Here is a 25,522-nt window from a genome sequence, read left to right as displayed (position 1 = left end):
TTCGGAGCGAGGATCTGGTCCTCGTTGCGCTCGGTGGCGATCGGCGTAATGGCGATGGTCTGCATAGTTGTCACCTCCTTTCTGCGGTGGCGGTGGAACTCGACAGAGCAGTCGAGTGGTCGGGGGAGGCTGCGCTCGGTTGGCCGAGCAGCGATCGGTAGTCCTCGCTCGTGGCCAGCAGGTCGTGGTGGCTACCGTCAGCGAGAATGCTGCCGTCGTTGAGAAGAACGACGCGTGGTGCCCGGGCGATCGTGGCGACGCGGTGAGCGATGATGATCGTCGTTTTGCCGGCGCGAAGGCGCGTGACAGTGGCACCGACTTCGGCTTCGCTCACGGCATCCAAATGCGCCGAAGTTTCATCGAGCACGAGCACGGCCGGGTCGCGCAAGAACGCCTGGGTCAGAGCGAGCCTTTGGCGTTGGCCGCCCGAGAGCGTTGCGCCCGCCTCGCCGATGATGTGGTCGAGGCCCTCAGGCCACGAGCGAATCGTGGAGCCGAGTGCCGCATCGTCGAGGGCAGTCCAGAGCTCGTGGTCGGTCGCATCCGGTTTCGCCAGCAGCAGGTTAGAGCGCACACTGCCGCGGAAGAGGTACGGATGCTGGCCCACAATGAGCACGTCGTCACGCACCCGTTCGCCCGGCAGCGATCGCAGCGGCACACCGTCGAGCAGGATGTCGCCCTGAGTGGGGTCCCAGAAACGCACGAGCAGTGAACCCAGGGTCGATTTTCCAGAACCGGATGCTCCGACAATCGCCACGGTTTCACCCGCGGCAACCTGCAGGTTGATTCCGCTGAGCACGGGTTCGGTGGGGGTGTAGCCGAAGTGCACGTTGGCGAAGGTGAGAGCGCCGGGAGCGCGGCCTGCCGCATCGCGGCTGCCAGCATCCACTTCGGCCGGATCGGCGATAACGCTCGGCGCGTGAATAACGTCGAGAACGCGTTCGGCGGCAGCAGACACATCGCCCAACTTCTGGGCGACCGCAAAGATCGCAACGGCGGGCGCGAAGGTCGCAGCCGTCAGTACGAGCACGACGGGGAACAGGCTCGCGGAGAGCTCGCCTGACGCGACGCGGTCAGCCTGCACGACCAGCGTGGTGATCGTCGTGACGGCGACGACGACATCCGCCAGCGCCGTTTCAATACCTGAACGGAGGGCAAAGGAACGTTTGCGGCGCTGCAGGCGACGGGTGGCGGTGCGCACTTCGTCGAGGTGGCGAGCGCTCAGACCGAGGGCCAGAATTTCGCGCAGGCTCTCGGCGCCCTCAAATGAGATGGCGGTGAGGCGGCCCAGTTCGGTACGAACGGCACGACCCTGACGGGCTTGAAGCGAGGCAAATAGCCAGGGAATCGAGACGAGCACGAGCGCGCCGCCGAGGGCGATGAACCCCGTGGGCCCGATGAGGACGACGAGCGTCGCTGTGACGATGAGCGGGCCGACTACGGCGTTCGCCGCGGAACCGAGCGTGTGCGCATAAAACCACTCGAGCGCTTCAACGTCGGCCATGGCCGAGCCAGCGACCTCGCCAGCACGGCGTCGCTTCATGCCTGCGGGAGTGATGCGCTCGATGGCATCGTGCACCTTGAGCCGCAACGTCTCGATCACGCGGTAGGCGAGCACGTGACTCAGCCACGACTCAATCCAGGTGAAGAGCCCGTTCGCGATGACCGCGATGACAAGACCGATCGCGAGCACGGCCACGATCCCAGAACCGAGGTCAACGTCCGTCGATTGCGTCGTCACGGCGGCGGCAAGGCCAACACTGAGTGCGCCGGTCGCGGCAGCGAACAGTTGAAATGCGGTCATGCTCAGCGTCGACCGCAGCAACAGCATCCGCTGGGTTTCTAACACTGAGAGCAGTTGGATGATCGGCCCGAGCAATCGCACGGGAGTCGAGTTCAGCAGCAGGCGTTTCATGCCAGCACCCCCGAGGTCTGAGCGGCGTGCAACCGCGTGAGCACACCGTCGCGGGCGAGCAGGTCGTTGTAGGTGCCCGACTCGGCGAGGCATCCGTTCTCAAAAACAAGCACGAGGTCGGCGTCACGGATGGGGGCAAGCCGGTGAGCAATAACAATCACGGTGCGAGCGGAACCGTCTGCCCGACGGGTCTCGCGCAGTCGCTGAAGGATCGCGTTCTCGCGGCGAACATCGAGCGCACTCGATGCTTCGTCGAGCAGCAGGATGGGGCTGTCACGCAACAGCGCTCGCGCGATAGCGAGGCGCTGGCGTTGGCCGCCCGAGAGTAGTCCGCCGTTGTCGCCGACAGGGGCATCGAGCCCGCCACGGCTGGGGTCGAGCAGCTCTTCGGCGCCCGCATCGAAGAGTGCGCGAGAGAGATCGCTGTCGCTCGCGTGCGGAGCGACAAGCTGCAGGTTGTGGCGGATGCTGCCGGTGAAGAGCACGGGATCTTGCGCAACGAGCGAGACCAGCGGCGAGCATCCTTCATGCCCGAGGGTCGCTGTGGAGCTTCCGTTGATCAGGAGTTCCCCCGCCGTGGGCTGGGCGAAACCGAGCACGGCTGAAGCGAAGGTGGATTTGCCCGATCCCGATTCTCCGACGATCGCCACAGTAGCGGCGGCGGGGATCGTAAGGCTCAGGTTGTGCAGGGCGTCGCTCTCAGCCCCGCGGTAGCGGAAGTTGAAGTTGCTGGCACGGAGGGCGACATCGCCGCGGTGATCGGCGACACCGTCGTTCTCGGCACCATGGTCGTTCTCCGGCGTCGGATGTTGCGAGCTATCAGTCTCGCGGGGCGCACCTGCGTTGGCGGCCATTTCGGCGTTCGCGAGGAGAGCCGAAATGCGGTTTCCTGCCGAAACGCCGGCATAGCCCGCATGCCAGTACATCGAGAGATCGCGGAACGGGCGGAAGACCTCGAACGAGAGCATCGTCACGAGAAAGAGTGCGGTAGGTGCTAGCTCGCCGCCACCGACGCGGGCGGCTCCGACGAGGAGGGCAACGGCAGGGCCGGCGACGAGAAAGAAGCTCGTGAGCCCGGATTCGACGAGCGACAGCTTGAGTTGGGAGAGCGTCGCCTTGAGCAGCGAGTCGCCCGCGGCGGAGAGTTGCTGCCGGCGAAGGTGCACCGCGCCCAGGGCCTTGAGCGTGGGCATCCCGCGGATCGAATCCACGACATCCGCATGAAGGGAAGAGTAGGCGGCCCAGTGTTGCTCCCCACGGCCAGCGAGGGCAACGTCCCAGAGGCGAGGGATGAACGGAACAGCGAGCGCGATCACGCCGATCACAATTCCCACGACGGGGTCGATGATGATGAGAGCGACCACGAGGGAGACCCCGGTGACAAAGGTCACGACGAGTTGAGGCAGGTAGCGACCGAAGTAGGGTTCCAGATTCTCGACGGCGTCGACGAGCAGCGACTGGCGCTCACCGCTGCGGGAGGTGCTGCTGGCGAGCGGCCCGGCGGCGATTTCAGCGTTAAGAATGCGGCTGCGCAATTGCACTTTGATGCGCCCGGCGACGGCGTGCACGGTCAGCTCGCGTGCCATGGAAAGCACGGGCCGCACGAGTAAAGCGCCCGCGAAAACAATGGTCGCGGTGGTGAGGCTCTGAAGCGCGGCGCCGGTGACGATCCCGGTGAAGAGCTCGGCGGTGGCGATGGCCTGGGCGATAGCGACGGCGCTCAGGGCGATGCCGGCAATCACAACGGCGCTCAGTAGTGCAGTGGCGTTTCCGGCGAGCCGGAGAAGGCGGAGGTGGATCACGGGGCCTCGGTCTAATTTGACTTAATAATGAGAATCGTTATCAATTAAGTATCACAGTCCCTAAACGAAACGAAACCGTGACAGCAATAGTGCGAACCCCGCGTGGAGCTCCCGCAGCTCCGGCTACCCCGGAATCGTCTGCCATTCCAGCATCGGCGGGGTCTTCGCGCCCTCCGAAAGAAAAGTCTGGGGGGACCCGCTCGCCGCAACGTTCGGGACGACGCGGCATTGTCTGGATCATCGCGCTGAGTGTCACACTTCTCGGCTCGGCCATCATCACGGTCGGCATCGGGCCCGTCGCCATTAGCCCCGACATCGTTACGCGTGTGATCGCCTTCCATGCCTTCGGCATCGGCGAACAAAACCCCGGCTCCGACGACAACATCGTCTGGCTCATTCGTGTTCCCCGCGTCATTTTGGGGATCTTGGTCGGCGCCGCGCTCGCAATGACCGGTGTCGCCGTGCAATCGCTCGTGCGTAACCCCCTCGCCGATCCTTACCTGTTGGGTATCTCTTCGGGAGCTTCCACAGGTGCGGCAGCCAGCATCCTTTTCGGGTTCGGCGCTGGCGCCGGTGCTCTCGCCCTGACCGGCAGCGCGTTCCTCGGAGCCGCGGCTGCCATCGTGCTCGTCTTCTCGATTGCCCGCCTTGGCGGTCGTCTCATCCCGGCTCGCCTTGTTTTCGCCGGCATCGCCGTGAGTTTCGCGCTCGCGGCGCTCACCAACTTTTTGGTGTTCGCGAGCAACTCCCGCGATGGCACTCGAGCGGTGCTGTTCTGGATGCTCGGCTCGCTCGGTCAGGCCCGCTGGCAGTCACTGCCTATTGCCCTGGCTGGGATCGCGATCGCCGCGTTCTTCTTGATGCTGTGGTCGCGAAAGCTTGACGCGATCGCCATCGGGGATGACACCGCGCGTGCCCTCGGCACCAACCCCACCCGCTTTCGGGCACTCGCCGCGCTCATCGTCAGCGTCGCGATTGCTGCCGCGGTGTCGGTCTCGGGGGCGATCGGTTTCGTGGGGCTCGTCGTTCCGCACCTCGCTCGACGGCTTGTCGGCTCGACGCATCGAGTCTCACTGCCCGTCGCTGGGTTGCTCGGCGGCATCCTGCTCATCTGGGCAGACGCTCTCGCTCGCACCGCTTTTGCCCCGAGCGAATTGCCGCTCGGCGTGCTCACCGCTCTCATCGGCACACCAGTGTTGATTGCTCTCGTTCGGCGGCTCAACGCCCGCTGATTCGCAGTTCGGCGCGTCCGCGCCTGACCTGCACCACCAACCGCACCACCAAACTGCACCACCCGAATAACCAATCCACACAGAAAGAAAACTCCTATGATCACGACCTCCACCCGGCGATCGGCAGCGCGACTGCCGATCATTTCGGCCGCTGTTGCCGCGCTCGTTCTCGGCGCTTCAGGCTGCGCTACCCAGGCTGAAGAAACCACTGACGACACCGCAACGACCGCGAGCTACCCGCTCACCATCGACAACTGTGGTGCTGACCTCGTCATCGATGGCGAGCCGGCGAGCATCCTCACCATCGGCACGTCGGCCCTCTCGCTGCTCGATGCTGCGGGCGCCGCTGACCGCATCGTCGCCCGCTCGGGCGAATTCGGCGCAGAGCTTCCCGAGGGATTGTCAATCGACCTCTCTGACGTCGAGATCGTCGATCCGTCTGACCCCAGCACCGAAAAGATCGTCGGCGCTAACGCCGATGTCATCGTAGGTTATGGCCTCTGGAACTCGACCGATGAAGATCTTGCGGCGTCGGGAATCAGCAACATTGTTATCGACGGCGAGTGCAGCCACGATGCTGGCCTCACCTCGGCAACCGACTTTGACGCGATCTTTGCCGACATCGAACGCCTCGGAGCGGTCTTCAACACGAGTGACATTGCGGCAGAGAACATCGCCGCGCTGCAGTCAGAACTCGACGAACTTGAAGCGGATGCCGGCGCAGCAGCAGACAAGTCTGCAGCCGTTATCTACTACTTCTCGCCCTCATCCACACTGTCGGCTCGGGGCGGTCTCGGTATTGCAAATGACATTCTTGCTCGCGCTGGAATGAGCAACGTGTACGCCGCCGAGGAATCTGTTTACCTTGAAACAGGCATCGAAACGCTGCTGGATGCTGACCCCGAGGTCATCGTGATCGCCTACGGCCTCTACGGCGAAGACTTCGAAACCGCGAAGGCACTGTTCTTTGCAGAGCCTGGCACGAATGACCTCACGGCCGTGAAGAACGATGCCGTGATCGGCGTTCTGGCGTCCGATCTGGCGCCCGACCCCGATGCAGTTCGCGGCTTGAGCACCATCATCGACAGCACCGCCACTCTCTCCGAATGATCACCGTCGGTGACCTGTCCGTGAAGTACGGGCAGGTCGCCGCCGTGGCGGGGGTCTCCCTCGCGGCACTGGACGGCGGAACACTGGGCCTCATCGGCCCCAACGGCTCCGGCAAATCTACGGTGCTGCGCGCAATTTTGGGAGCTCTTGACGCCTCGGCGGGAGCGATCATGATCGATGAGGATGACGCCCGCGCTCTAACTGCTCGCGAACGGTCGCGGCGTCTTGCAATCGTGGCGCAAGAAGAGCCATCGGGGCTTCCGCTCACGGCGTGGGATTCGGTGATCCTGGGCCGGTCGGTGCACATTTCGGGGTGGCAAAGCTACCGCGACGAAGATGAGCGTGCCGCCGAGCAGGCCATGGTCGACACGGGAACGCTGCACTTGCGTGACCGATCGATGGACGAGCTTTCCGGCGGCGAACGTCAACGCGTTCTCATCGCCCGGGCTCTCGCGCAAGCGGCCTCGCACCTACTGCTCGACGAACCCACCAACCACCTCGACGTGCGGTACCAGCACGAGTTACTCACCGTCGTCGCGGGGCTTCCCCTCTGCACGGTCGTGGTGCTGCACGACCTCAACTTGGCGGCGCGCTACTGCGATCAGGTTGTTCTCCTCGACCGTGGCCAGGTGATGGCTGCGGGAGACCCTTCCGCAGTGTTGACTTCGGAGAACCTCGAGCCTGTCTACGGCATCGATGTCACCCGCACCGACCTCGACGGGGTACCCCAGCTGCTGTTCACCCCGCGTTAGCCTGCTGGGCATGATCGACGTCTTACGAAATGCCACCTATAGGGCGTTGTTCAGTGCGCAGGTAATCGCCCTGTTGGGCACGGGGCTTCTCACTGTGGCGCTGGGCTTGTTGGCGTTCGATCTTGCGGGTGATGCTGCTGGGCAGGTGCTGGGCACGGCTCTCACGATCAAAATGGTCGCTTACGTTGGCGTAGCCCCGGTGATCGCTGCGCTCATTGATCGGATGCCGAAGAAGGTAGTACTGGTCGTTGCCGATTTCGTCCGCCTCGCGATCGCGCTCATGCTGCCTCTTGTCACGGAAACGTGGCAGATCTACGTCCTGATTTTCCTACTGCAGTCGGCTTCCGCCACTTTTACCCCTGCATTCCAGGCTCTGATTCCTGTGGTCGTGCCCGCGCCGCGCGACTACACGCGAGCGTTGTCGTTGTCGAGATTGGCGTACGACCTTGAAGCGCTGCTGAGCCCGACAATCGCAGCGCTGCTGTTGACATTCATTGGCTACAGCAACCTATTCGTTGGTACCGCGATCGGATTCGCCGGGTCTGCTGTAATCGTCATGATCACAGCGTTGCCTGCACACCGTCGAGCAAGCGATGCAGGCACGTTTTGGCAGCGGGTGCCGGCAGGCGCTCTCGTGTTTATTCGCACTCCCAGTTTGCGCTTTCTCATGCAGTTGAATGTGGTGGTCGCGGCGGGCACTGCCATCGTTCTCGTCAACTCCGTGGTGTACGCGCGCAGTATTTATGGGCTCGACGAGGCGGCTGTTGCGATAACGCTGGGTGCTTATGGGGTGGGTTCGCTTGTTGCCGCGCTCAGCGTTCCCCCGCTAGTGGACCGTTGGGGAGTAATGCCTACGATGCTTGCCGGAGCAGTGCTCGTGACTGCCGGGTTGGCCGCGGCACTGCTTGTGACCATCATCGCCCTCAGCACTGCGACGGGATGGTGGGCACTGCTAGTGACGTGGATGATGCTCGGGATCGGCACCTCTCTCATCAGTACACCGTCGTCGAGATTGCTCGCGGATGCTTCGACCCCCGACAATCGCAACTTGGTCTACTCCGCGCAGTTCGCGCTTTCCCACGCGTGCTTCCTCGTGACTTATCCCCTGGTGGGATGGCTCGGGGCGTGGGATCTTTCCTTCGCTACCGCAATTGTCGGGTTGCTCGCGCTGGCTGCCACGGTGGGAGGGTTTCGGGCATCCGCTACTCGCGCTCGTCAGCCCCGCGCGCCAGGCGCTGCGAAACCCACACGGGAATGAACGACGCGAGAATCACGACGGTCGCGACAACGTTGACCATGGATGCCTCGTTGGGGCGTGCCATCTGGTTCATGATCCAGAGCGGCAGGGTGTCGACACCGGGTGGGGCCGTGAAGATCGTGACAACAACCTCGTCGAAGCTCAGCGCGAAAGCGAGAATTGCACCGGCCACGAAGGCGCTGCGAAACTGCGGGAAGGTGACGAGCCGGAAGGTTTGCAGCGGCGTCGCTCCGAGGTCGCGCGAGGCTTCTTCGATGCTCGGGTTGATGCGGCGCAATCGAGCAAGCACGTTGTTGAAGACCATGACGATACAGAACGTTCCGTGCGCGATGATCATCCCGAAATAGCCCACGTCGATACCGATGGGTTCGAGAATCTGGTTATACGTGTTGTTGAGGGCAACACCGGTCACGATGCCGGGTAGTGCGATCGGGAGAACGACAAGCAGGTTCACGCTCTGCTTACCGAAGAAGGTGTAACGCTGCAGGGCGAAGGCGACGAGCGTGCCCAGGATGAGCGCGATTGCGGTAGCGCCGAGCCCCACCAGCGCAGAGTTCAGCAGTGCAGCCCGAATGGGCTCGTCGATGAACGCAGCTTCCCACCAGACGGTGGAGAACTCGGTGATCGGCCAGCTCGACAGGCGCGCGGCGCTGAACGAGTTAATCACCACGAGGAACAGCGGGATGTACATGAACGCGAGGGCGATCGCGACGATAATGCCGAGGGTGAACTTGGCGCCGAGGGAGAGTCTCAACATGGCGGCATCACATCCGTTCTAGTGCGCCGGTGCGCTGCACGCTGACGAGGTAGATGACAACAAAGGCGATCGGCACGAGCGAGTACGCGGCGGCGATCGGAGGGTTCAGGTTGATGTTCGAGGCGATGATGCTGCCGATCATCTGCGTCGACCCGCCCACGAACTTGGCGGCGATGTAGTCGCCCAGGCTGAGGGAGAACGTGAAGATCGAGCCGGCGATAATCGCGGGCTTGATAAGGGGGAGAACGACAGTGCGGATGGTGAACCCAGCCCCAGCGCCCAAGTCAGAGGAAGCGTCGAACAGGTTCGGGGGCAGCTGACGGATCGCGGTGTAGACCGGCACCGCCATGTATGGCAGCCACAGGTAGGTGAGCGTCAGCACGACGGTGACGATGCTGAAGCCGGGGCCGCTGATGCCGAGCGGGCCGAGCATCGAGTTGAAGAAGCCGTCTTCGGTGAAGGTAATGCGCATGGCCAGAATCTTCACGAGGTAGCCGGCCCAGAGCGGCAGAGTGATCGCGACGGCCAGAATGGCGCGCAGCTTGGGCGAGGCGACTTTCGCCATGAAGATGCCGAGTGGAACCGAGATCAGGATGCTCAACACCGTGACCGCGAGGGCGATACCGAGGGTGCGCAGCGAGGTGGTGGCATACGCGGGGTTCGCGATGATCTGCTCAAAGTTGCGGAGGGTGAAGCCCGGCTTCACCTTGGAGGTGAAGGGGTCGGTCACCCAGAACGCCGTCACCAGAAGCATGACGAGCGAGAAAATGTAGAGGCCGATCAGCCACAGCATGGGCAGCGCCAGCAGTGCCGAGAGTTGCGCGCGGCGATTCATGGGAGTCCGATCGATTGGTGCGTGTGGGAAGTGCAGCTCGTGAGCTGCTGGTCGAGCGAGGGATGAGGGGTGAGCGAGCGAGGCCGCCCACCCCTCGGGCTAGCTAGCTCTTGACGGAGAGCCAGGCATCCGTCCACTGCGAGAAGTCCGTGCAGGTGACGTCAGTGCGACCATCGATGCACTGCTCGATGGGGGTGGTCCAGAACCAGACGTTGCTGAAGTACTCTTCGTCGGTGGCGTTGAAGTACTCGCAGTGTGCTGCGGCTTCGTCGCTCGTGTCGCAGAAAGCAGCGTTGGCAGGAGCCATACCGAAGTTCGTGGCGATAGCGCCGTTCACTTCGGCGGAGCTGGTGTAGTCAACCCAGGCGTAAGCGCAGTTGGGCGATTCCGACTCAGCGGCGATCATCCAGGCATCCGACCATCCGGTTGAACCCTCTTCGGGAAGAACGCTCTTGAACTTGTCGTCGTCGGTAAGCTTGCGCAGGATCTCCCACGAGGTGCCGAGCGCGGTGGTTCCACCGGCGAACGAGGTAATCTGAGCGGCAGGGTCAGCCCAGTACTCGGAGACGATCTCGTTCTGCTGCTTGAGCAGGTCGATCGCAGCATCGAGCTGGTCCTGGTCGAGGGCGTACGGGTTGGTGATGCCGAGGTCAGGCTCGTGAGCCATCAGGTACACGGCGGCGTCAGCGATGTAGATCGGTGCGTCGTACGCAATGATCTGGCCGGCGTAGGGGCTGTCAGCTTCCCACGCAACATCCCAGCTCGTGGGTTCTTCGGTCACAACATCGCTGTTGTACTGCAGGATGTTGGCACCGCGGCCGATGGGGACACCGTACGACTGGCCGTTGATGGTGTCATAAATCTGACCCTTCATGCCCTCAACGATGTCGTCACCGAAGTTGGGAACCAGATCGAGGTTGATCGGCTGAACGTCGCCACCGGCGATGAGGCGAAGGCTCGCGTCACCCGAAGCGGAGACGAGGTCGTAGTCGCCCGTGCGCATGAGCTGAACCATTTCGTCGCTGGTGCCAGCAACGCGACGGTTGACCGTGCATCCGGTTTCTTCAGTGAAGGCGTCGGACCATGCGGGCTCAACGAAACCGCTCCACGCGATGATGTTGACTTCGCTTTCCATCTCGCCCAGCTCTTCGAGCATGGGGATGTCGGGCACGTCGATGCTGAGGCCGCCGGTGGCGGTGCTGTCGGTATCAGCCGAACAGCCGCTGAGGGCGAGAGCGGCGACAGCGAGGAACGCTGCGCCGGTCATGATCTTGGATCGCATGATGACTCCTTGTGTGATTGGTGGGGTGTAGTGCGGATGCTGTGTGCTGTGTGCTGTGTGCTGTGTGCTGTGTGACTGTGGCTGGCCCGGTTGTGCCGGATTTGCCGGTATTGCAGGGGTGATCTGTGGGGCGATGTGCCTGTTGGCCGATCGGTCGGCCAATCGTTTAGCCGATGCGCGAGGCGTGATCCGTGGTCCATTCGACTCGTACGCGGTCGCCGCGCGCGAAGGCGGATTCGGCGGAGGGGTGGTGGTCGTTGGCGCGTTCGGCGATCACGCGAACACCGGATTCGGTGTCAACGAGAAAGCGCGTGGTGGGGCCGGTGTAGACGGTTTCGGCGACCGTGCCGAGCAGGGAGACGGCTCCGGCGCTCGCCGCGGTGTCGGCGGTGAGCAGGCGCACGCGTTCGGGGCGCACGCTCGATTGCACGCCATCCGCAGAGAGCTCGGCGGGGATGAGGTTGGATAGTCCGAGGAACTTCGCGACGAATTCGGTCGCGGGGAATTCGTACACTTCGCGGGCGGTGCCGACCTGTTCGACGCGGCCGTTGTTGAAGACGGCGACGCGGTCGCTCAGAGTGAGGGCTTCTTCTTGGTCGTGAGTGACGAAGATGAAGGTGATGCCGACTTCGCGCTGAATCTGTTTGAGCTCGATCTGCATTTCTTCGCGCAGTTGCTTGTCGAGGGCGCCGAGCGGCTCGTCGAGCAGCAACACTTGCGGGCGCAGGATGAGCGCGCGAGCCAGGGCGATGCGCTGGCGTTGGCCGCCCGAGAGCTGGTGGGGCAGGCGGTCGGCCACGGCCGAGAGGCGAACCTGCTCGAGCGCGACGCCGACCTGGGAAGCCCGTTCGGCGCGGCTGACGCCGGCAACGCGCAGGCCGTAGCCCACGTTTTCGGCGATCGTGAGGTGTGGGAACAGCGCGTAGTCCTGAAACACGGTGTTGACCTGGCGGGCGTGCGGCGGAACCGCGGTCACGTCCACGCCGGAAAGGTGGATGCTGCCGCTCGTGACGTTCTCGAAGCCGGCGATCATCCGCAGCACGGTGGTCTTGCCTGATCCGGAGGGGCCGAGCATCGAGAGAAACTCGCCGGGCTTCACCTCGAGGTCGAGCGCTTCGACGGCGGTAAAGTCACCGAATGTCTTGGTGACGCCGGCGAGGCTGACAGCGCCGGGCGCCGGAGCGACATCCGTGGTGGACGGGGCTTGCTGAGCGGACGCGTGCACGGGTGACTCCTTGGAACGACGGTGATCTCTTGAGTGAGAGTAAACCTATAGAACCAGAGTTCATATTTCAAGCGTGTGTCTAAAACGTCACAAAAGGGCAACGGCTCAGGTGATCAGTGCGAGAATTGAGCAATGCACTCGACCGACTCGGCAGACGCGCCGCGAAAAAGTGCGGTGGTCGCCGATGACACCGCACGCTCTCGCGATGCCTCGAGGCCCGGCCGCTTGCAGGGTGCGCTCTTTCAATCGATCGGCGATGCCGGTCGCGCCGAGCTCGTGGAGCGCCGTCTCGCCAGTGCAATTACGGGCGGACACTTGCGCGCGGGAGAGCGTCTTCCCTCCGAAAACGACCTCGCGAGCACTTTTGGTGTAGCTCCCACCACGGTGCGCGAATCACTTCTCGCGCTGCGCGCCCAGGGTCTCGTGGTGACTCGTCGCGGTCGCAATGGCGGCAGCTTTGTGGCGGACTCAGCCGACCCCGTAGCTCACGCGCGCACCGCCTTGGCGGCAACATCCCGCGTCGCCCTTCGTGATTTGGGCGCCCACTATGCCGCCATTACGGCGGCGTGCGTTCGCTTGGCTGCGCGACGAGCGGTGCCCTCCGAGGTGCAGCAAGTGCGCTCGCGCCTGGGGCGGCTCGACGAGTCAGACCTTGAGCAGTGGCGCAGCACCCTCGACGATGCGCAGATCGAACTCGTCGCGCTCAGCCAATCGGCTCGCCTCACGCGGGAACAGATGCGATTGCAGGCCGAAATGTCACCATTGCTTCGCCTGATTGACGTGGACGAGGCATCCCGTCGGGCGCAACCAGTGCTGCTCGCCAGTGTGGTGGATGCCGTTGAAGCTGGCGATGACCACGAAGCCGTTGCGGCCACCGAACGCATGGTGGATGCCGTGATCAACGCCCTCATCGATCTGCAGTCCCAATCGCGGTGAAGTAGCGGTGCAGGGCATCTGGTGCATAGGATGCCACGAACAGGATCAGTCAGAGTAGGCGGCACCCGATGTTTCCCAGCCAGAGCGCGGCGCAGCGATGACGACAGCAACGAGCACGAGCACAGCAGCTCGCGCGGCGGCCATCGTCTCGCAGTATTTCAGCGCCCCGATTGCCAGCCTCGAAGCCACCGCAACTCAGTTGGGAACTGAGCTGGCGGCATCCGGAAAGCTCGGCCCGCTGTCGTCTCAGCAGATCGATGCGCTGGTCGAACCACACGCCCTCGCGACGGTTGCGTTGCCCGATGTGCACATCTACGGCGCCGGGTTTATTGCGGCCGTTGGACTGCTGACGGATGAGCGCAATCACCTGTCGTGGTGGCAGGGTGATGACCCCAAACGCCTGCTTTTAGCCGCGCAATCGGTAAACAAAGAGCACATCGATTACAGCGAACTCGAGTGGTTCCGAGTGCCGATGGAGACCGGCCGTGGCCACGTTGCTGGGCCTTATGTTGACTACCTCTGCAGTGACGAATACACGATCACGATCGCTGCCCCCGTGCACATTGACGGCACGTTCGTCGGCGTCGCTGGCCTCGATTTACTGATCGATTCGGTCGAACGGCAACTGCTGCCGAAGCTCGCCGAACTCGGCGACAAAGTGACGCTCGTGAACAGCGTTGGTCGTGTTGTTATCTCGACTGACCCGCGTCATGCCACCGGCGATGCTGTGCGTGCCGGAGCCCTTGCTGAACTCGCGCGCACTGCCTGCGAGGGCGTCGCGCTGGAGATCATCGCGGAGTAGTTCGACGCAGCGATAGCCGGCATCGGTCGCCGACGGCTGTGGCCCGTCGCGATGTTCGGTCACGATGGCCGATCATGACGTACGACCGGGACCCCGAACGCACAAACGGCCTCCCGGTCATGCCGGAAAGCCGTTTGAGGGGGTGTGCGCTTATTTAGGCGGCGGCGGTGGCCAGCTGCTCGGTGCGAACGGCTGCCATCCCGCGCGACCAGGCGGTGAGCTGGTCGACCATCGGCGCAAGCGTGCCAGCGTTCTGTTCGGTCGGGGCGAAGGCGCTGAAGTTCTCGAAGTCGGTGAACAACGAGAACATGACGGAGCGCTGCACGTGCGCTACCTGTAGTTCGGAGAGGATTCCGCGCAGGTGCTCAACGGCGCGAACGCCGCCCATGGAGCCGTAGGAGACGAAGCCAGCAGCCTTGTTGTTGAACTCGGCGTTGAGGTACGAGAGGGCGTTGACCAGAACCGGGCCCGCGCTGTGGTTGTATTCGTGGGCTACGAAGATGAAGCCGTCGAATTCGCTAATCTTGGCTGACCATGCTTTGGTGTGGTCGTTTTGGTAGTTCTGGTACGCGGCGGGGTAAGGCTCGTCGAGCATCGGGAGGTCGAAGTCGGCGATGTTGACGAGTTCAAACTCGGCGTCTTCACGAGTCGAAACCTGGGCAAGAACCCACTCGGCGACGGACTGGTTAACGCTGCCCGGGCGGCTGGCGCCCGTAATGATCGCAATCTTGGTCATGCTGTATCCCCTTAGGACGAAGTTTGTTGACGTGTCACTAAAGATGTTGTCATATCAACAATAAGGTGTCAAACTAATTCTTGCGAGTAACGAAAAGAGGCTGTGATGACGAACGCACGCGAAATGAACGACCGCGAAAACGCCCTCTGGCGCGGATTCGTCAGCGCAACGCAGCAACTGGCGTCGTCTCTCGACAAGCAGTTAGTTCAGGATGCTCAGCTCTCCGGTCCGGAACACGCGGTGCTCACGGCGCTCACCGACCACGCCGAGCAATCCGACACTCTCCTTCGGGCCCGTGACCTGGGATTTTCGCTCGGCTGGGACCGCAGCCGCCTCTCTCACCTGCTCAAGCGCATGGAGACCCGCGGCCTCCTGGAGCGAACGAGCTGCCCCTCAGATGCTCGCGGGCTCAACGTGCAGATCACCGCTGACGGTCTCGAAGCGGTGCGGCAGGCAGCCCCCGGTTATCTCGAGTTCGTGCGCACGCACTTCTTCGACCTGCTCACCCGCGAGGAGCAGGATGCTCTGGCTTCGGCCAGCGACAAAATCAAGTCCACGCTCGAGCCGCAGTGCGATTCGGCGGCCGCTGCTTCGTAGCGGCGGAGCCGCCGAACGCTCTGGAAGCCACGGGCAGCGCGGCTATTCGGGGATCTCGTCGGGCGGTTGCTGGCCAGAGCTGACGGCGAGCGCAATCAGCGCGACCGCTGAGATGACGAAGAGCGCGAACCCCGCAACGGTCGCACCGGCGACCCAGTCCGCAGCCCGGATCGGGTCCAGTCCTTGCTCTTCGCGAAGCCGATAGTTCACGCCTTCGATCACGGTAAGGACGACCGCGGTGATCAGTCCGAGGCCACCCACCGCCGAAAACCAGACGATGGCGCGCTTCACTGAGTGACACCCTCGGGAGCTAAAGTCGTCGCGTCGTTCGACTCCGGATGTTGCCCGGCCGACTCGAGTGTCTTCTCGAGCACCTCGAACTGCAGGTCATCCCGCTGGGGGATCCCGAACCGCTCTTCGCCGTAAGGAAAAGGCTTCGTGATGCCGGTGCGCACATACCCGCGGCGTTCATAGAAGGCGATGAGTTCCTCGCGCACATCGATCACCGTCATTTGCATCACGCTGACGCCCCACTCGCGAGCGGCGAATGCTTCGGCCTCCGCGAGCACCAGCTTGCCCACCCCGCAGCCTTGTTGATTCGGGTCGACGGAGAACATCCCGAAGTACCCTTTCCCGTCGTCATCGGCAACGTGGGCGCAGGCGACGAGTTGGTCGCCACGCTCCGCGAGCAGGATCCTCGACCGCGGTCGAGCGAGGTCGGCTTCCAGAGCTGCGGCATCCAGGCGTGCACCCTCGATCAGGTCAGCTTCGCTCGTCCAACCGGCCCGGCTCTCTTCGCCGCGATACGCCGAGGTGACGAGCGTCAGCAGCGCCGGGATGTCGTCGCGGGTAGCCGTGCGGAAGTTCAGGGTGCTCATCCCAGCATCCTAGGCGCGGTCGCGACAAGCGTGATGATGCGGCCTGTGGGCGCCGGGAGACGATGCGCCACGATAATGGGGCAATGCCGATCCTGAACAAAGACATGACGCTGTGCATTTCGCTGGCAGCCCGGCCCTCCAACCTCGGTACGCGGTTTCACAACTATCTCTACGACGAGCTCGGCCTGAACTTCATCTACAAAGCCTTCACGACGAGCAACATTGAGGATGCCATCGCGGGAGTCCGCGGCCTGGGCATCCGGGGTTGTTCCGTGTCGATGCCGTTCAAAGAGGCAGTGCTTGAGCTCGTGGATGTTGTCGAGCACTCGGCCGCAGCGATCGAGTCGGTGAACACGATTGTGAACAACGACGGCGTGCTCACGGCATCCAACACCGACTATGAGGCCGTGGCCGACCTGATCGCACGCCACCAGCTCGATCCGACGCTGTCGGTGCTGGTTCGCGGATCGGGTGGCATGGCCAAAGCGGTCGTCGCAGCCTTCCACGGTGCCGGCTTTGCTGACGTGACCGTGCTCGCGCGCAACGTCGAGGCGGGCGAAGCGATCGCGACGAAGTATGGCTTCCGCGCCGTAAGCGTCGACCCGCTGCCCGGCCACGCGGTGATCGTCAACGTGACCCCGCTCGGGATGGCGGGAGATTCCGACGACGAACTCTCGTTCTCGCCCGAGCACATCCGCGCGGCGCAGACGGTGTTCGATGTGGTGGCGTTCCCGGCCGAAACCCCGCTCATTCGGGCCGCTCGGGATGCCGGAAAGCTCGTCATCACGGGCGCCGAAGTCATCGCGCTCCAAGCTGCGGCGCAGTTCGTTCGCTACACCGGAGTCACGCCGACGCCCGACCAGATCGCGCGTGCTTCGGCGTTCTCGCGAGAGTAGGCTGCCGAGCATGGCTCAAGTCTTTCGGCGTGCCAAGAGCACGCACGTCCTAATCGCAACAGCGGGTTTTTTGCTAGCGCTCGTTGGCGTTCTCCTTGGGCCATACTTCTTGCGCCATGACGCGGCCACTACGGAGTGCGGCCAGAAGCTGGGTGGAGCGACGGGCGTCGGCGGCAGCTACTCGGTAGCGTGGGTGCCCGTTCCGATGCCGGGGTGGGAATGCAGCTTCCGCCCGGGTGGTGCTGATCATGACACTGTCGAATTTCTGCCGTGGTGGACGTGAGGTGATGGGCAGTCCGCATGCCCAAAGCTGAGTCAATAGCCTTGGGTATGGAACGTCTTCATCTTTCTAGGGCGGTTACGCTGCAGTCTGGGCTTCGAGGTGACGAGGGCTTGGCTTTCTGTGAACTTTTACGGTGAGAGCCGCGCCGATCAGGAGTACGACGGTGATCACGGTGACGAGCAGCGCCGAAGAATCTCCCGTGCGCCAGACCAGCCCTAGTTCTACGCCCACCCAAGGAATCGTGATGAGGGCGAGGATTCCGGCGGCGCGTTGCTGTCGAGTGAACAGCAGCGTGATGATTGCCGTGAGGCACATCGTGAGCAATGCGGGAAGGTTCTCCCACGCGACCGTGCCCCACAGGAACCACTCATTCGGTGTCACGAGGAGGCCCGAGTAGGCGAGCACTCCGATCAGTGCCACGGTCGTGACTCCACCGCTGCGTGCAACGAGCCGTGGCTGGACTCTGCCGGCGAATGCGACAAACGCGGTGCCGGTGAGCAGAATTGAAAGCATCGTGGCCGGAAGTTCCACGGTTGTTGTGAAAGAGCGGGACGCGAGGACTGCGACCGGGACGACCGCAGCGAACACTAGGATCCGCCGAGCAAGTGCGGGATGCCGCACGCTGCCGAGAATGCCCGCAGTGATCCAGGGGCCACACAGCGCCAGGCTCGCCCACACGAAAGATCCGCCGCCGCTGTAGGTTCTCTCGTCGAGGTACGGAAGCAGTGCGAATAACACTAAATGCACCGATGCCACGGCCCAGCCAATCCCGAGAGAGATAGAAGCAGCTAGCGAGCGAAGTTGGTGCGGCATGAAAGCCTCGGCGTGCAACGTGACGGCGTGAGCTGCGAGGGAAAGGCGTTCTCTGAGCGCTGGGGAATCGCGGCCGTCGTTTTCTGCGACATCCATGAGTGTTCCGGCGGCGACTTCGCCGTGCTCTGCCACCCACGCTCTCGGGTGGAGCCAGAATGCGTTTCGGAATGACTGGGGGCTCGGGGTCGTCATGGGGTGACTCCGATCACTGTTGTGAGGTGGGGCTGTGCGCGAAGTCGCGCCTGGGCTTCGGCAGCGGAGCGTTGCATCTGGTCAGCGGTAGCAGCCAGAACGGCCGACCCTTGGTCGGTGAGTGCGTAGTAACGACGGAGACGTCCGTTGACGACTTCCTCGCCGTCGAGAGCAACGTGTCCGTCCGCCGAGAGGCGATCAAGGGCGGCGTACAGCGTGCCAACGTGAAGCCGCACCCGCCCGTCGGAGAGCTCTTCCGCATCCCGAATGATTGCGTAGCCGTGCATGCGACCGCGCGCTAGCGCGGCAAGGATGAGGAACGTAGGTTCACGTACTTCTTTGGTTGCCATGCACTTAACTATAGTCAATTCATCGATATATACAACCAAGACGAGCCTGCGCACGCCGCGCGCTTGAGCAAGTCAGCTGAGCAGCTGGGATCTGGTCGAATCCTGAATGCGAAGGCTCGACTTTACGACGGCACGACGCCCGCCAACTGCAAGGCAGGAAAAATGACGGCGGGGGAGCCCGTCATCAGATTCACCACAAAGTGTGAAATCGCGATGGGCATGAGCCGCTTCTGTTTTTGAGCGATCAGTGATGAGCCGATGCCCCCCCACGGTGAAGGCCACGACGTAGACGATCATGGCGTCGACGGTCGGCGCGAAGAACGCGTGTTGCAATCCAATGAAAACGGAGCAGGCGGCGATCGCGAGAGTCCTGGGCCAAACCCCGCTCAGTCGAGAGAGCGCGTAGCCGCGGTGCACGGCCTCCTCGGCGGAGGCATTCATGCGTTGACTTTAGCAATGGAGGTCGCTTCGATCGGTCGGAGTCCAGCCTCGCCTATGGCAGTATCCTCATTCGGCGGTGCGAGACGATCACCGCTTGAGGCCGCTCGCCCGTTGGACGCCTAACCTGCGAAGTGTCGACGTTGAAGCCCGCCGCGTGTAGCTCGTCGCTAAGGGCGTCCACCGACCAGCGGTATGCCGGAGCAATAGCATGCGCGAACTGCTCAACAACGGGGCCTTCGAAGAACCCGATGAGCAGAGTGCCACCGGGGCGAAGTGCGCGGCGAAATTCCTGGAGCGGGAGCTGGATGTCGGCGGGCTCGTGGTGGATCAAAGAGAACCAAGCGAGCACTGCATCGAGCGACTCATCCGGAACGTCGAGTGCGTTGAGCGATCCGGTTGCGAAGTCGACTTCGGGGTAGGAACGCTGAGCGCGCTCGATGAACTCGGGCACCAAGTCGATACCGCGGGTTTCTAACCCCTGCTCGGCGAGAAAGTTCGTCCACTGACCCGGACCGCATCCGGCGTCAATGACGTTGCCGCCAGGCTGGATACTGCGAGCCCACATCTCGACAAAATCGCGATCTTCGGGATGCACGGCACCCATCGATCCGAACCTCTCGACGTATTCCGGTGCCCGCAGCGAATACGCAGCGCCGATTTCATTGCTCATGATCTTCAGCTTAGGCCGGAGGCTTCACCTGGTCCGGGGCAGAAAGAGTGACGGTTGTCAGAACGCTTGCCGCGCGTTTCGTGAAGCGCCAGACGCCGTCGCGCCGCTCGAATTCGTCGAGATAGCGGCCGCCGCTCAACACAGAGGTACCATCCGCGAGCGTGGTGAGGGCGGCGACGTCATGCTCGCCGGTCGCGTGATCGCCGTCAATGTCGTAGCGGGAGTTGGAAGTCCAGTGCTGCATGTTCTGGAACGTCGACCACTGGTGTGCAACCGCGGACATGATCTCTGGTCGTCCGTGGAAGACGTGGGTACCGACATCCCAAACTGCGTCCTCGTGCCACACCGCGCTGAACATCGCAGGATCTCTCGCATCTGCGCCGCGACAGTACGACGCTGCGAGCTCTTCCAGGGCTGCGCGATCTTCTAGCCGTTGCACCCGCTGCTCCAGAGTCATGCGGATGAAGCTACCACCGAACGGGCGCGCTGATCCGATTCGGATGTCGCCTTGATAGGTAAGGCGGGCGAAGGCGCTCGTATATGCGTGAGGCGCATCTGCTGCTTGCTAAAGCTGGCGGGAGTGGCGCAACTCGTGAAGAGTTCCAGCTCGGCCAGCGTCAACAACTTTCTCCTCCCCGTCAGCGTGCCAATTGTGCCTCTCGTAAAACTGGATAGCGCGGTTGTTGCCGCTCAGTACCCACAAGTACGCCTGTTGCCAACCTTCGGCGCGTAGTTCCTGATGCACTCGTTGGAGAAGTGCATGTCCAATTTTTCGCGACCATAAGTCACGGTGCACGTACACCCCTGCGAGCTCCCCAAGATGCGTCGCTCCATCGTCTCTTCCGCCGCCGAAGGATGCCCACCCTGCGGCACGACCGTCGACCTCAGCCAGCAGCAGCCGATGAGAGGGGCCAGACTCGCCGTCGGTGGGTCGCCCCGATAATGACGATTCGATCCATCGCGACCATCTGGCCGTACGATCGTCAGCCTGCATGGCATCGAGAATGTGCTGGGGGAGTAGTCCGCGGTAGGTGGCTTGCCACGTCTCCACATGAATGACGGCGATATCGCGCGCGTCTTCGATGCGCGCCGGACGGATCTGAACATCGACCATGCCGCAATCGTAGATGCGCTTCACTGGGGACTCTAGCCTCTCTTCTCAGCGGGCTCGAACGACGGCATAATGCTGCCATGACCAACTCCGCTCAGAGCGTTGACCACTGACCCGCTTGCCTTTAGTGTTGTATTCAACACCCCGGATCCGTCCCTGTAGTCCTCGTAAGAGGACCGGTCACACGGCCGGGGTTCTGCTGTTAACGATCCTGCCACTCCAGTGCTCTTCGCCGCCGGGTTTGAGCACGCGGCGGGCGTCAACCAGCATCCGCAAAGCAACGCCCGCACAAACATTTGCGCGAAGGGTTACCCAGTAACTATGGTTACTGGGTAACCCTATTGTTGTGATCGGAGAATGATGTCAGTGAAGCACGCGCTATTGGCGCTACTTGAACGCGGGCAATCGACGACCTATCAATTGAAGAAAGACTTTGACCGCACGACGAGTCAGACGTGGCCGCTAAACATCGGGCAGGTCTCTTCGACACTGCAGCGGCTTTCGCGCGATGCGCTTGTCGAGCGAGACGAGTCCGACGATTCGGTTGCAGAACCGTGGAAGCTCACTACCGCAGGTCGCGCCGAGCTAGAGCGCTGGTGGGCGCGGCCGGTCGACCGCGAACAGCGTGGCCGAGACGAACTCATAGTGAAAATTGCGCTCGCCGTCGATGCGCCCGGAGTCGATGTAACTCTGCTGATTCAGCGTCAGCGTTCTGCCATGCAGCGACTTTTGCACGATGTGACACGAGCTCGACGAGCAGTGCTTTCAGGCGAACTTGCGGCTCGGTTGGTGCTCGACAATCACATCTTCGCGACAGAAGCGGAGCTGCGTTGGCTCGACGCTGTTGAAGAGGAGGTCGCCCGCGCCAGAGCCACTCCTTCCACGCTAAGCGAGGCTCCGGCCGTCGCCCAGCCGAGAGCGGCAGGGCAGGTTCGATGATCGGCCGTAGGCGGAAGCGTGCTGACGCAGTGACCTCAAGTGTTGCTGATGAAACGCAGCCCGTGCTCCAGATGCGGAACGCGACGCGAACGCACGGCATTGACGCGCGTGAAGTGATCGCGTTGGACCGCGCCGACCTCACGGTAGAGGCCGGTGAGTTCGTCGCGATTATGGGGCCATCAGGTTCCGGCAAATCCACTTTGCTCAATCTTGCGGGTGGCCTAGACGTTGCGACATCCGGAGACGTCGTGGTGGAAGGCGCGAGTCTAGGTGCGTTGAGCGTCGCCGAACGTGCCGTGTTGCGCCGACGTTCGATCGGCTATGTTTTTCAAGACTTCAATCTCTTGCCCGCCCTCACGGCAGCCGAGAACGTTGCCTTCCCTCTGGAACTCGACGGATGGTCTGTGGGTCGTGCGCGCGCCGCCGCGAACGTCGTGCTCAACGAGGTCGGCGTCGTCGAGTTGGCTGATCGCCGCCCGGAGGACATGTCTGGCGGCCAGGCTCAGCGTGTTGCCATCGCGCGAGCGCTCATCGGAGATCGACGGCTCGTTCTCGCCGACGAGCCCACCGGCGCATTGGACTCGGCGACGGGCACCGCAATCCTGCATCTTTTGCGGGAGCGAGCGGATACGGGAGCGGCAGTCCTCATGGTCACTCACGAGGCGCGATTTGCGGCGTGGGCAGACCGAACAGTGTTTCTACGCGATGGACGGATCGCTGATACCACTGGACCCTCGAATGCTGATGACCTTCTCACAGAGTCGGCCCGGTGATGATCGGACGATCCTGGGCGTTGGCGTGGAATCCATGGCGTGCCGCTCTTCGACTAGCGCGCCGTGATGCCTCCCGGCATCGTATTCGCACCGTGCTGTCGACGCTTCTCGTTGCGCTGCCGATCACGGCCCTTGTCGCCGGTATCGCATTGCTCAGTGCCGCCCCTCCCGCAAGGGATGTGGCTCTCGCCGGGATCCCGGATGGTGCGCAGGCAGTTATCACTGCGACGGCGATCACTCGTACTAATGCGCCGTTTGCCCAGGTGCCTGAAGGGGCGCCGGGCCCCTGGGTGGATGACTTGGAGCAGGTGCCGGCGAGCGAAGCAGAGCTCGCAGCTTCGCTAGCATCCGGTTCACAACTTTTGCCGTACTGGAATGTGCCGCAGGTTCTCATGACGACCGCCACGGTTCTTGCCCCCGGAGAGGAAACGACAGCAGGCGTTGGCATTGACGAGGAGACGGACCTCGCCGGGATCGCCGCGACACAACTGCAGGAAGCCGGCAGCGAAGCGCTCTCGTTGCTGTTGCCGACCCTTGAATCAGGAACGGCCCCAACGAACAACACCGAGATCGTTGTGACGGCAGCACTCGCGCAGCGGCTGAACCTCGTGGTCTCTGACGAGGTGGCCGTCATTGCCCCGCCCTTTAACGGCTGGTACAGCACCGATGGGCGGATTAGTGACGCAGTTCAGGACGCCCAGCGTGGGTACCGAGTAGCGGGCATTGTTGAGGGCGAAACCTCACAGGTGTGGGCGCAGGAAGGGTGGATATCCCGTCTCGTGACTGCCGATACGGCCGGGATTGACGGCCACTGGCTAGTTGTCGGTGACGAGCCGGTGATCTGGGAACAAGCGATCTCGATCAACAAACTTCAAGCGTTCGCCGTCTCTCGATATGTGCTCACCAACTATCCATCGTCGGATGAGCTGTACCCGGTGCCGGTCAATGTAAGCGCCATGCTCGCCCAGCTCGCCGGCATCCTACTCACCGGTGCACTCGGCAGCGCCCTTGTGCTTCTCCTCATCACCCCCGCCTTCACCGTCGCCACTGATCAATCCCGGCGCACGCTCGGTCTAGCCGCAGCCACCGGAGCCACCCCGCGGGACCTGCGACGAATTGTCAACGCGCAAGGACTCGTGATCGGTGCCGCTGGCGGAACACTCGGGGCAGCGCTGGGAATTGTGGCTGCTTTCCTGGCAAACCTGTGGATGCCGCAGCAACGCGACCTTGTGAGCACATTTCCCTGGTGGATCATCCCGGTCGGAATCGGGATCGCGATGATTCTCGGTCTCGTCGCCACACTCATCCCCGCCGCAAAGGCAGCACGGTTGAATCCGGTCGACGCGCTCAAAGACCGAGCAACGACCTCGCATCCTTCCGGTGCGCGCAATGCGCGTCTCCGCGCCATCGCCGCGCCGGTCGCTCTGGCCGGCTCGGTCGCTGCCGGGATGTTCGGGCTGGCCACCGTCAGCGATGTCTCCGACGAATACACTCCACCCGGCACAATTTCCGCGTCAGCGATGCCAGCGGTAATTCTACTTCTGCTGACTCTCGTGCTCGCAGTTGCCGGTATCCTGCTGCTGGTACGCCTCTTTCCGCAGGTCGGCGCACGCTTGGCCGTGCGTCTGCCGATTGCTCCGCGGCTCGCGCTTCGCGACGCAGTGGAGCACAGATCCCGATTCGTATCCGCAGCGACGGCAGTGCTCGTTGCCGCCTGTGCCGCGTCGTACCTCATTGTCGCCATTGGTTCCACGGCGGCAAATGACCGCGATAACACCGGAGAGATGGTGCAAAATGGTCGCTTCATTCTCGGCGCACAAGTTCCCGTGAGCGATGCCGTAGATCGACTAGTGATCACCGACGCGATCACCATGCTCGAAGACTCGCTAGCGATCACCGGGCACGAGCCGATTTATTCTCCATCGCTGAACGGTGCCGACTCTGCGCTGCATTTCGCCGCCGTGCAGCCACCAGGCCGAGAGTGCCCAGCAGGTCTCATCCCTGACGCCGCCTCGGCCGTCACGGTGGATGCTCCTCTTGTGTGCACGACATGGGAGCGTGGTTACACTCCATCGCACTCGATCCCATGGTGGGGTGGGTCTGATGCAGGGGTTATGGGTGGGGATGCCCTCCGCGCGTCCGGGCTGAGCGGAGCGGCAGCTGCCGCAGTGGTGCTGGAGAACGGCGGAGTCGTTGTCAACAATGCAGCACGGATTTCTCCCGACGGGACTGTCCGCATTGCGATCTCGACAGACGTGCTCCCCAACGAGGAGAACGCTGAACGATTCGTCGAGCTGCCGGGCGTGTTCCTCCGAGGCTACGCATTCACCACCACCATCACTCCGGCAACCGCGAACGAAATCGGAGTCACAGAATGGGAGTATGTCGGGGAGGCCATCACGATCAGCCACGAACTCACCCCAGCGCAACTGGACGAAATCCGTGCACTCATTGACCAACACACGTCACTCGTGCGGATGGGAGAGCCGGAAAGCTACCGCCCCTGGGGGCGCGACGTCGCTCTTGTGCCAGTCGCCCTGCTCGCAGCGCTCGCTGTTGCAGCAGCCACTATCTCGCTACTACTCGCAAAGTCTCAAACAGCACACGACGTCAGCACTATGCGCGCTGTCGGTGCTTCAGCGCGCTTCCTGCGTCGATTCGCACTGAGTCAAGGCCTCCTGATTCTTGCAACTGGGTTGCCCCTCGGAATAATCGCGGGAATCTCGCTCGGCGGCTACCAGATTGCGTGGAATCGAGCGACAGGAATCGGTGGCGCCTGGCTGGAGACGGTGCCGCTGTGGGGCCTTCAAAGCGCCCTTGCCATAGTGATCATCGCCGCAAGTTTGGGTGCTGTCCTCATCGTCGCCCGGCCGGCGCTGCCCGTCACGCGGAGAGTCATCGACTAACAGCTCGCCGGAAGACAGTGCTCGCGCAAGC

27 protein-coding genes are annotated in these 25,522 nt (G+C 62.9%); 12 read left to right on the top strand and 15 right to left on the bottom strand.

What is annotated here, in order from left to right; all coding sequences use genetic code 11:
* Positions 1 to 70 precede the first annotated feature (70 nt).
* Both ACWTV3_RS07445 and ACWTV3_RS07440 read right to left on the bottom strand, forming a co-directional pair.
* Positions 71 to 1,915 carry an ABC transporter ATP-binding protein gene (locus ACWTV3_RS07445; RefSeq protein ID WP_498477537.1) on the bottom strand — a complete coding sequence of 615 codons (1,845 nt, stop codon included), beginning with the start codon at positions 1,913 to 1,915 and terminating at the stop codon, positions 71 to 73.
* Positions 1,912 to 3,717, bottom strand: coding sequence for an ABC transporter ATP-binding protein/permease (locus ACWTV3_RS07440; RefSeq protein ID WP_498477536.1), 1,806 nt, complete (start codon positions 3,715 to 3,717; stop codon positions 1,912 to 1,914). Before ACWTV3_RS07440 ends, ACWTV3_RS07445 begins: the two co-directional genes overlap by 4 nt.
* 77 nt (positions 3,718 to 3,794) lie before the next feature.
* Between ACWTV3_RS07440 and ACWTV3_RS07435 the strand changes: the two genes are divergently transcribed.
* The 4 genes from ACWTV3_RS07435 (at position 3,795) to ACWTV3_RS07420 (ending at position 8,069) form a co-directional block, all read left to right on the top strand.
* Positions 3,795 to 4,949, top strand: coding sequence for a FecCD family ABC transporter permease (locus ACWTV3_RS07435; protein WP_498477535.1), 1,155 nt, complete (start codon positions 3,795 to 3,797; stop codon positions 4,947 to 4,949).
* 96 nt (positions 4,950 to 5,045) lie between these two features.
* Positions 5,046 to 6,059, top strand: a complete 1,014-nt coding sequence (locus ACWTV3_RS07430) for an ABC transporter substrate-binding protein (RefSeq protein WP_498477534.1) — start codon at positions 5,046 to 5,048, stop codon at positions 6,057 to 6,059.
* Positions 6,056 to 6,811 (top strand): ABC transporter ATP-binding protein, encoded by a 756-nt coding sequence (locus ACWTV3_RS07425; protein WP_498477533.1) that lies wholly within the window; start codon positions 6,056 to 6,058, stop codon positions 6,809 to 6,811. The genes ACWTV3_RS07430 and ACWTV3_RS07425 overlap by 4 nt, the downstream gene beginning before the upstream one ends.
* A 10-nt stretch (positions 6,812 to 6,821) precedes the next feature.
* Positions 6,822 to 8,069, top strand: a complete 1,248-nt coding sequence (locus tag ACWTV3_RS07420) for an MFS transporter (protein WP_498477532.1) — start codon at positions 6,822 to 6,824, stop codon at positions 8,067 to 8,069.
* Here the strand turns inward: ACWTV3_RS07420 and ACWTV3_RS07415 are convergent.
* From ACWTV3_RS07415 to ACWTV3_RS07400, 4 genes are all read right to left on the bottom strand, one after another.
* On the bottom strand, positions 8,014 to 8,826 hold the full coding sequence (locus ACWTV3_RS07415; protein ID WP_498477531.1) for an ABC transporter permease: 813 nt from the start codon (positions 8,824 to 8,826) through the stop codon (positions 8,014 to 8,016). The two genes, ACWTV3_RS07420 and ACWTV3_RS07415, sit on opposite strands and share 56 nt — an antisense overlap.
* Positions 8,827 to 8,833: 7 nt before the next feature.
* Positions 8,834 to 9,661, bottom strand: coding sequence for an ABC transporter permease (locus ACWTV3_RS07410; RefSeq protein ID WP_498477529.1), 828 nt, complete (start codon positions 9,659 to 9,661; stop codon positions 8,834 to 8,836).
* Between the two features lie 103 nt (positions 9,662 to 9,764).
* On the bottom strand, positions 9,765 to 10,943 hold the full coding sequence (locus tag ACWTV3_RS07405) for an extracellular solute-binding protein (protein WP_498477528.1): 1,179 nt from the start codon (positions 10,941 to 10,943) through the stop codon (positions 9,765 to 9,767).
* A gap of 166 nt (positions 10,944 to 11,109) precedes the next feature.
* On the bottom strand, positions 11,110 to 12,168 hold the full coding sequence (locus ACWTV3_RS07400) for an ABC transporter ATP-binding protein (RefSeq protein WP_498477527.1): 1,059 nt from the start codon (positions 12,166 to 12,168) through the stop codon (positions 11,110 to 11,112).
* Positions 12,169 to 12,300: 132 nt separating this feature from the next.
* Between ACWTV3_RS07400 and ACWTV3_RS07395 the strand changes: the two genes are divergently transcribed.
* Positions 12,301 to 13,104 (top strand): FadR/GntR family transcriptional regulator, encoded by an 804-nt coding sequence (locus tag ACWTV3_RS07395; RefSeq protein WP_498477526.1) that lies wholly within the window; start codon positions 12,301 to 12,303, stop codon positions 13,102 to 13,104.
* 97 nt (positions 13,105 to 13,201) lie between these two features.
* On the top strand, positions 13,202 to 13,906 hold the full coding sequence (locus tag ACWTV3_RS07390) for a cache domain-containing protein (RefSeq protein WP_498477525.1): 705 nt from the start codon (positions 13,202 to 13,204) through the stop codon (positions 13,904 to 13,906).
* 154 nt (positions 13,907 to 14,060) lie between these two features.
* On the opposite strand, the gene ACWTV3_RS07385 is transcribed toward ACWTV3_RS07390, so the two are convergent.
* Positions 14,061 to 14,642, bottom strand: coding sequence for an NADPH-dependent FMN reductase (locus ACWTV3_RS07385; protein WP_498477524.1), 582 nt, complete (start codon positions 14,640 to 14,642; stop codon positions 14,061 to 14,063).
* A 105-nt stretch (positions 14,643 to 14,747) separates the two neighbouring features.
* On the opposite strand from ACWTV3_RS07385, the gene ACWTV3_RS07380 reads away from it, so the two are divergent.
* A complete protein-coding gene (locus ACWTV3_RS07380) occupies positions 14,748 to 15,239 on the top strand; it encodes a MarR family winged helix-turn-helix transcriptional regulator (RefSeq protein WP_498477523.1) in 492 nt (163 codons plus the stop codon).
* Positions 15,240 to 15,281: 42 nt separating this feature from the next.
* Here ACWTV3_RS07380 and ACWTV3_RS07375 read toward each other — a convergent pair whose 3' ends face one another.
* Both ACWTV3_RS07375 and ACWTV3_RS07370 read right to left on the bottom strand, forming a co-directional pair.
* Positions 15,282 to 15,530: a hypothetical protein gene (locus ACWTV3_RS07375; protein WP_498477522.1), complete on the bottom strand. Its 249-nt coding sequence runs from the start codon at positions 15,528 to 15,530 to the stop codon at positions 15,282 to 15,284.
* Positions 15,527 to 16,117 carry a GNAT family N-acetyltransferase gene (locus ACWTV3_RS07370; RefSeq protein ID WP_498477521.1) on the bottom strand — a complete coding sequence of 197 codons (591 nt, stop codon included), beginning with the start codon at positions 16,115 to 16,117 and terminating at the stop codon, positions 15,527 to 15,529. Before ACWTV3_RS07370 ends, ACWTV3_RS07375 begins: the two co-directional genes overlap by 4 nt.
* An 83-nt stretch (positions 16,118 to 16,200) precedes the next feature.
* Here ACWTV3_RS07370 and ACWTV3_RS07365 point away from each other — a divergent pair, with 83 nt between their 5' ends.
* Together ACWTV3_RS07365 and ACWTV3_RS07360 are read left to right on the top strand one after the other, a co-directional pair.
* Complete coding sequence (locus ACWTV3_RS07365) at positions 16,201 to 17,013, top strand: shikimate 5-dehydrogenase (protein ID WP_498477520.1); 813 nt, start codon at positions 16,201 to 16,203, stop codon at positions 17,011 to 17,013.
* 10 nt (positions 17,014 to 17,023) lie between these two features.
* Complete coding sequence (locus ACWTV3_RS07360; protein WP_498477519.1) at positions 17,024 to 17,296, top strand: hypothetical protein; 273 nt, start codon at positions 17,024 to 17,026, stop codon at positions 17,294 to 17,296.
* Between the two features lie 75 nt (positions 17,297 to 17,371).
* Here the strand turns inward: ACWTV3_RS07360 and ACWTV3_RS07355 are convergent, their stop codons facing one another.
* The 6 genes from ACWTV3_RS07355 to ACWTV3_RS07330 form a co-directional block, all read right to left on the bottom strand.
* A complete protein-coding gene (locus ACWTV3_RS07355) occupies positions 17,372 to 18,301 on the bottom strand; it encodes a hypothetical protein (RefSeq protein WP_498477518.1) in 930 nt (309 codons plus the stop codon).
* Entirely contained in the window at positions 18,298 to 18,651 is a 354-nt protein-coding gene (locus tag ACWTV3_RS07350; protein ID WP_498477517.1) for a PadR family transcriptional regulator, read from the bottom strand. Before ACWTV3_RS07350 ends, ACWTV3_RS07355 begins: the two co-directional genes overlap by 4 nt.
* Positions 18,652 to 18,723: 72 nt before the next feature.
* Positions 18,724 to 19,092: a CPBP family glutamic-type intramembrane protease gene (locus ACWTV3_RS07345; RefSeq protein WP_498477516.1), complete on the bottom strand. Its 369-nt coding sequence runs from the start codon at positions 19,090 to 19,092 to the stop codon at positions 18,724 to 18,726.
* A 52-nt stretch (positions 19,093 to 19,144) separates the two neighbouring features.
* Positions 19,145 to 19,762, bottom strand: a complete 618-nt coding sequence (locus tag ACWTV3_RS07340; protein WP_498477515.1) for a class I SAM-dependent methyltransferase — start codon at positions 19,760 to 19,762, stop codon at positions 19,145 to 19,147.
* Positions 19,763 to 19,772: 10 nt separating this feature from the next.
* Positions 19,773 to 20,219: a nuclear transport factor 2 family protein gene (locus ACWTV3_RS07335; protein ID WP_498477514.1), complete on the bottom strand. Its 447-nt coding sequence runs from the start codon at positions 20,217 to 20,219 to the stop codon at positions 19,773 to 19,775.
* Positions 20,220 to 20,327: 108 nt separating this feature from the next.
* Positions 20,328 to 20,900: a GNAT family N-acetyltransferase gene (locus tag ACWTV3_RS07330; protein ID WP_498477513.1), complete on the bottom strand. Its 573-nt coding sequence runs from the start codon at positions 20,898 to 20,900 to the stop codon at positions 20,328 to 20,330.
* Positions 20,901 to 21,233: 333 nt separating this feature from the next.
* Between ACWTV3_RS07330 and ACWTV3_RS07325 the strand changes: the two genes are divergently transcribed.
* The 3 genes from ACWTV3_RS07325 to ACWTV3_RS07315 all read left to right on the top strand — a co-directional run bounded on the left by ACWTV3_RS07325 (position 21,234) and on the right by ACWTV3_RS07315 (position 25,491).
* Complete coding sequence (locus tag ACWTV3_RS07325) at positions 21,234 to 21,812, top strand: PadR family transcriptional regulator (protein ID WP_498477952.1); 579 nt, start codon at positions 21,234 to 21,236, stop codon at positions 21,810 to 21,812.
* Between the two features lie 71 nt (positions 21,813 to 21,883).
* Complete coding sequence (locus ACWTV3_RS07320) at positions 21,884 to 22,585, top strand: ABC transporter ATP-binding protein (RefSeq protein WP_498477951.1); 702 nt, start codon at positions 21,884 to 21,886, stop codon at positions 22,583 to 22,585.
* Positions 22,585 to 25,491, top strand: coding sequence for an ABC transporter permease (locus ACWTV3_RS07315; RefSeq protein WP_498477950.1), 2,907 nt, complete (start codon positions 22,585 to 22,587; stop codon positions 25,489 to 25,491). The genes ACWTV3_RS07320 and ACWTV3_RS07315 overlap by 1 nt, the downstream gene beginning before the upstream one ends.
* The last annotated feature ends 31 nt before the right edge of the window (positions 25,492 to 25,522 follow it).

The sequence above is a fragment of the Salinibacterium sp. AL4.1 genome (assembly GCF_059767305.1).
This window is presented reverse-complemented; position numbering and strand designations above follow the sequence as displayed.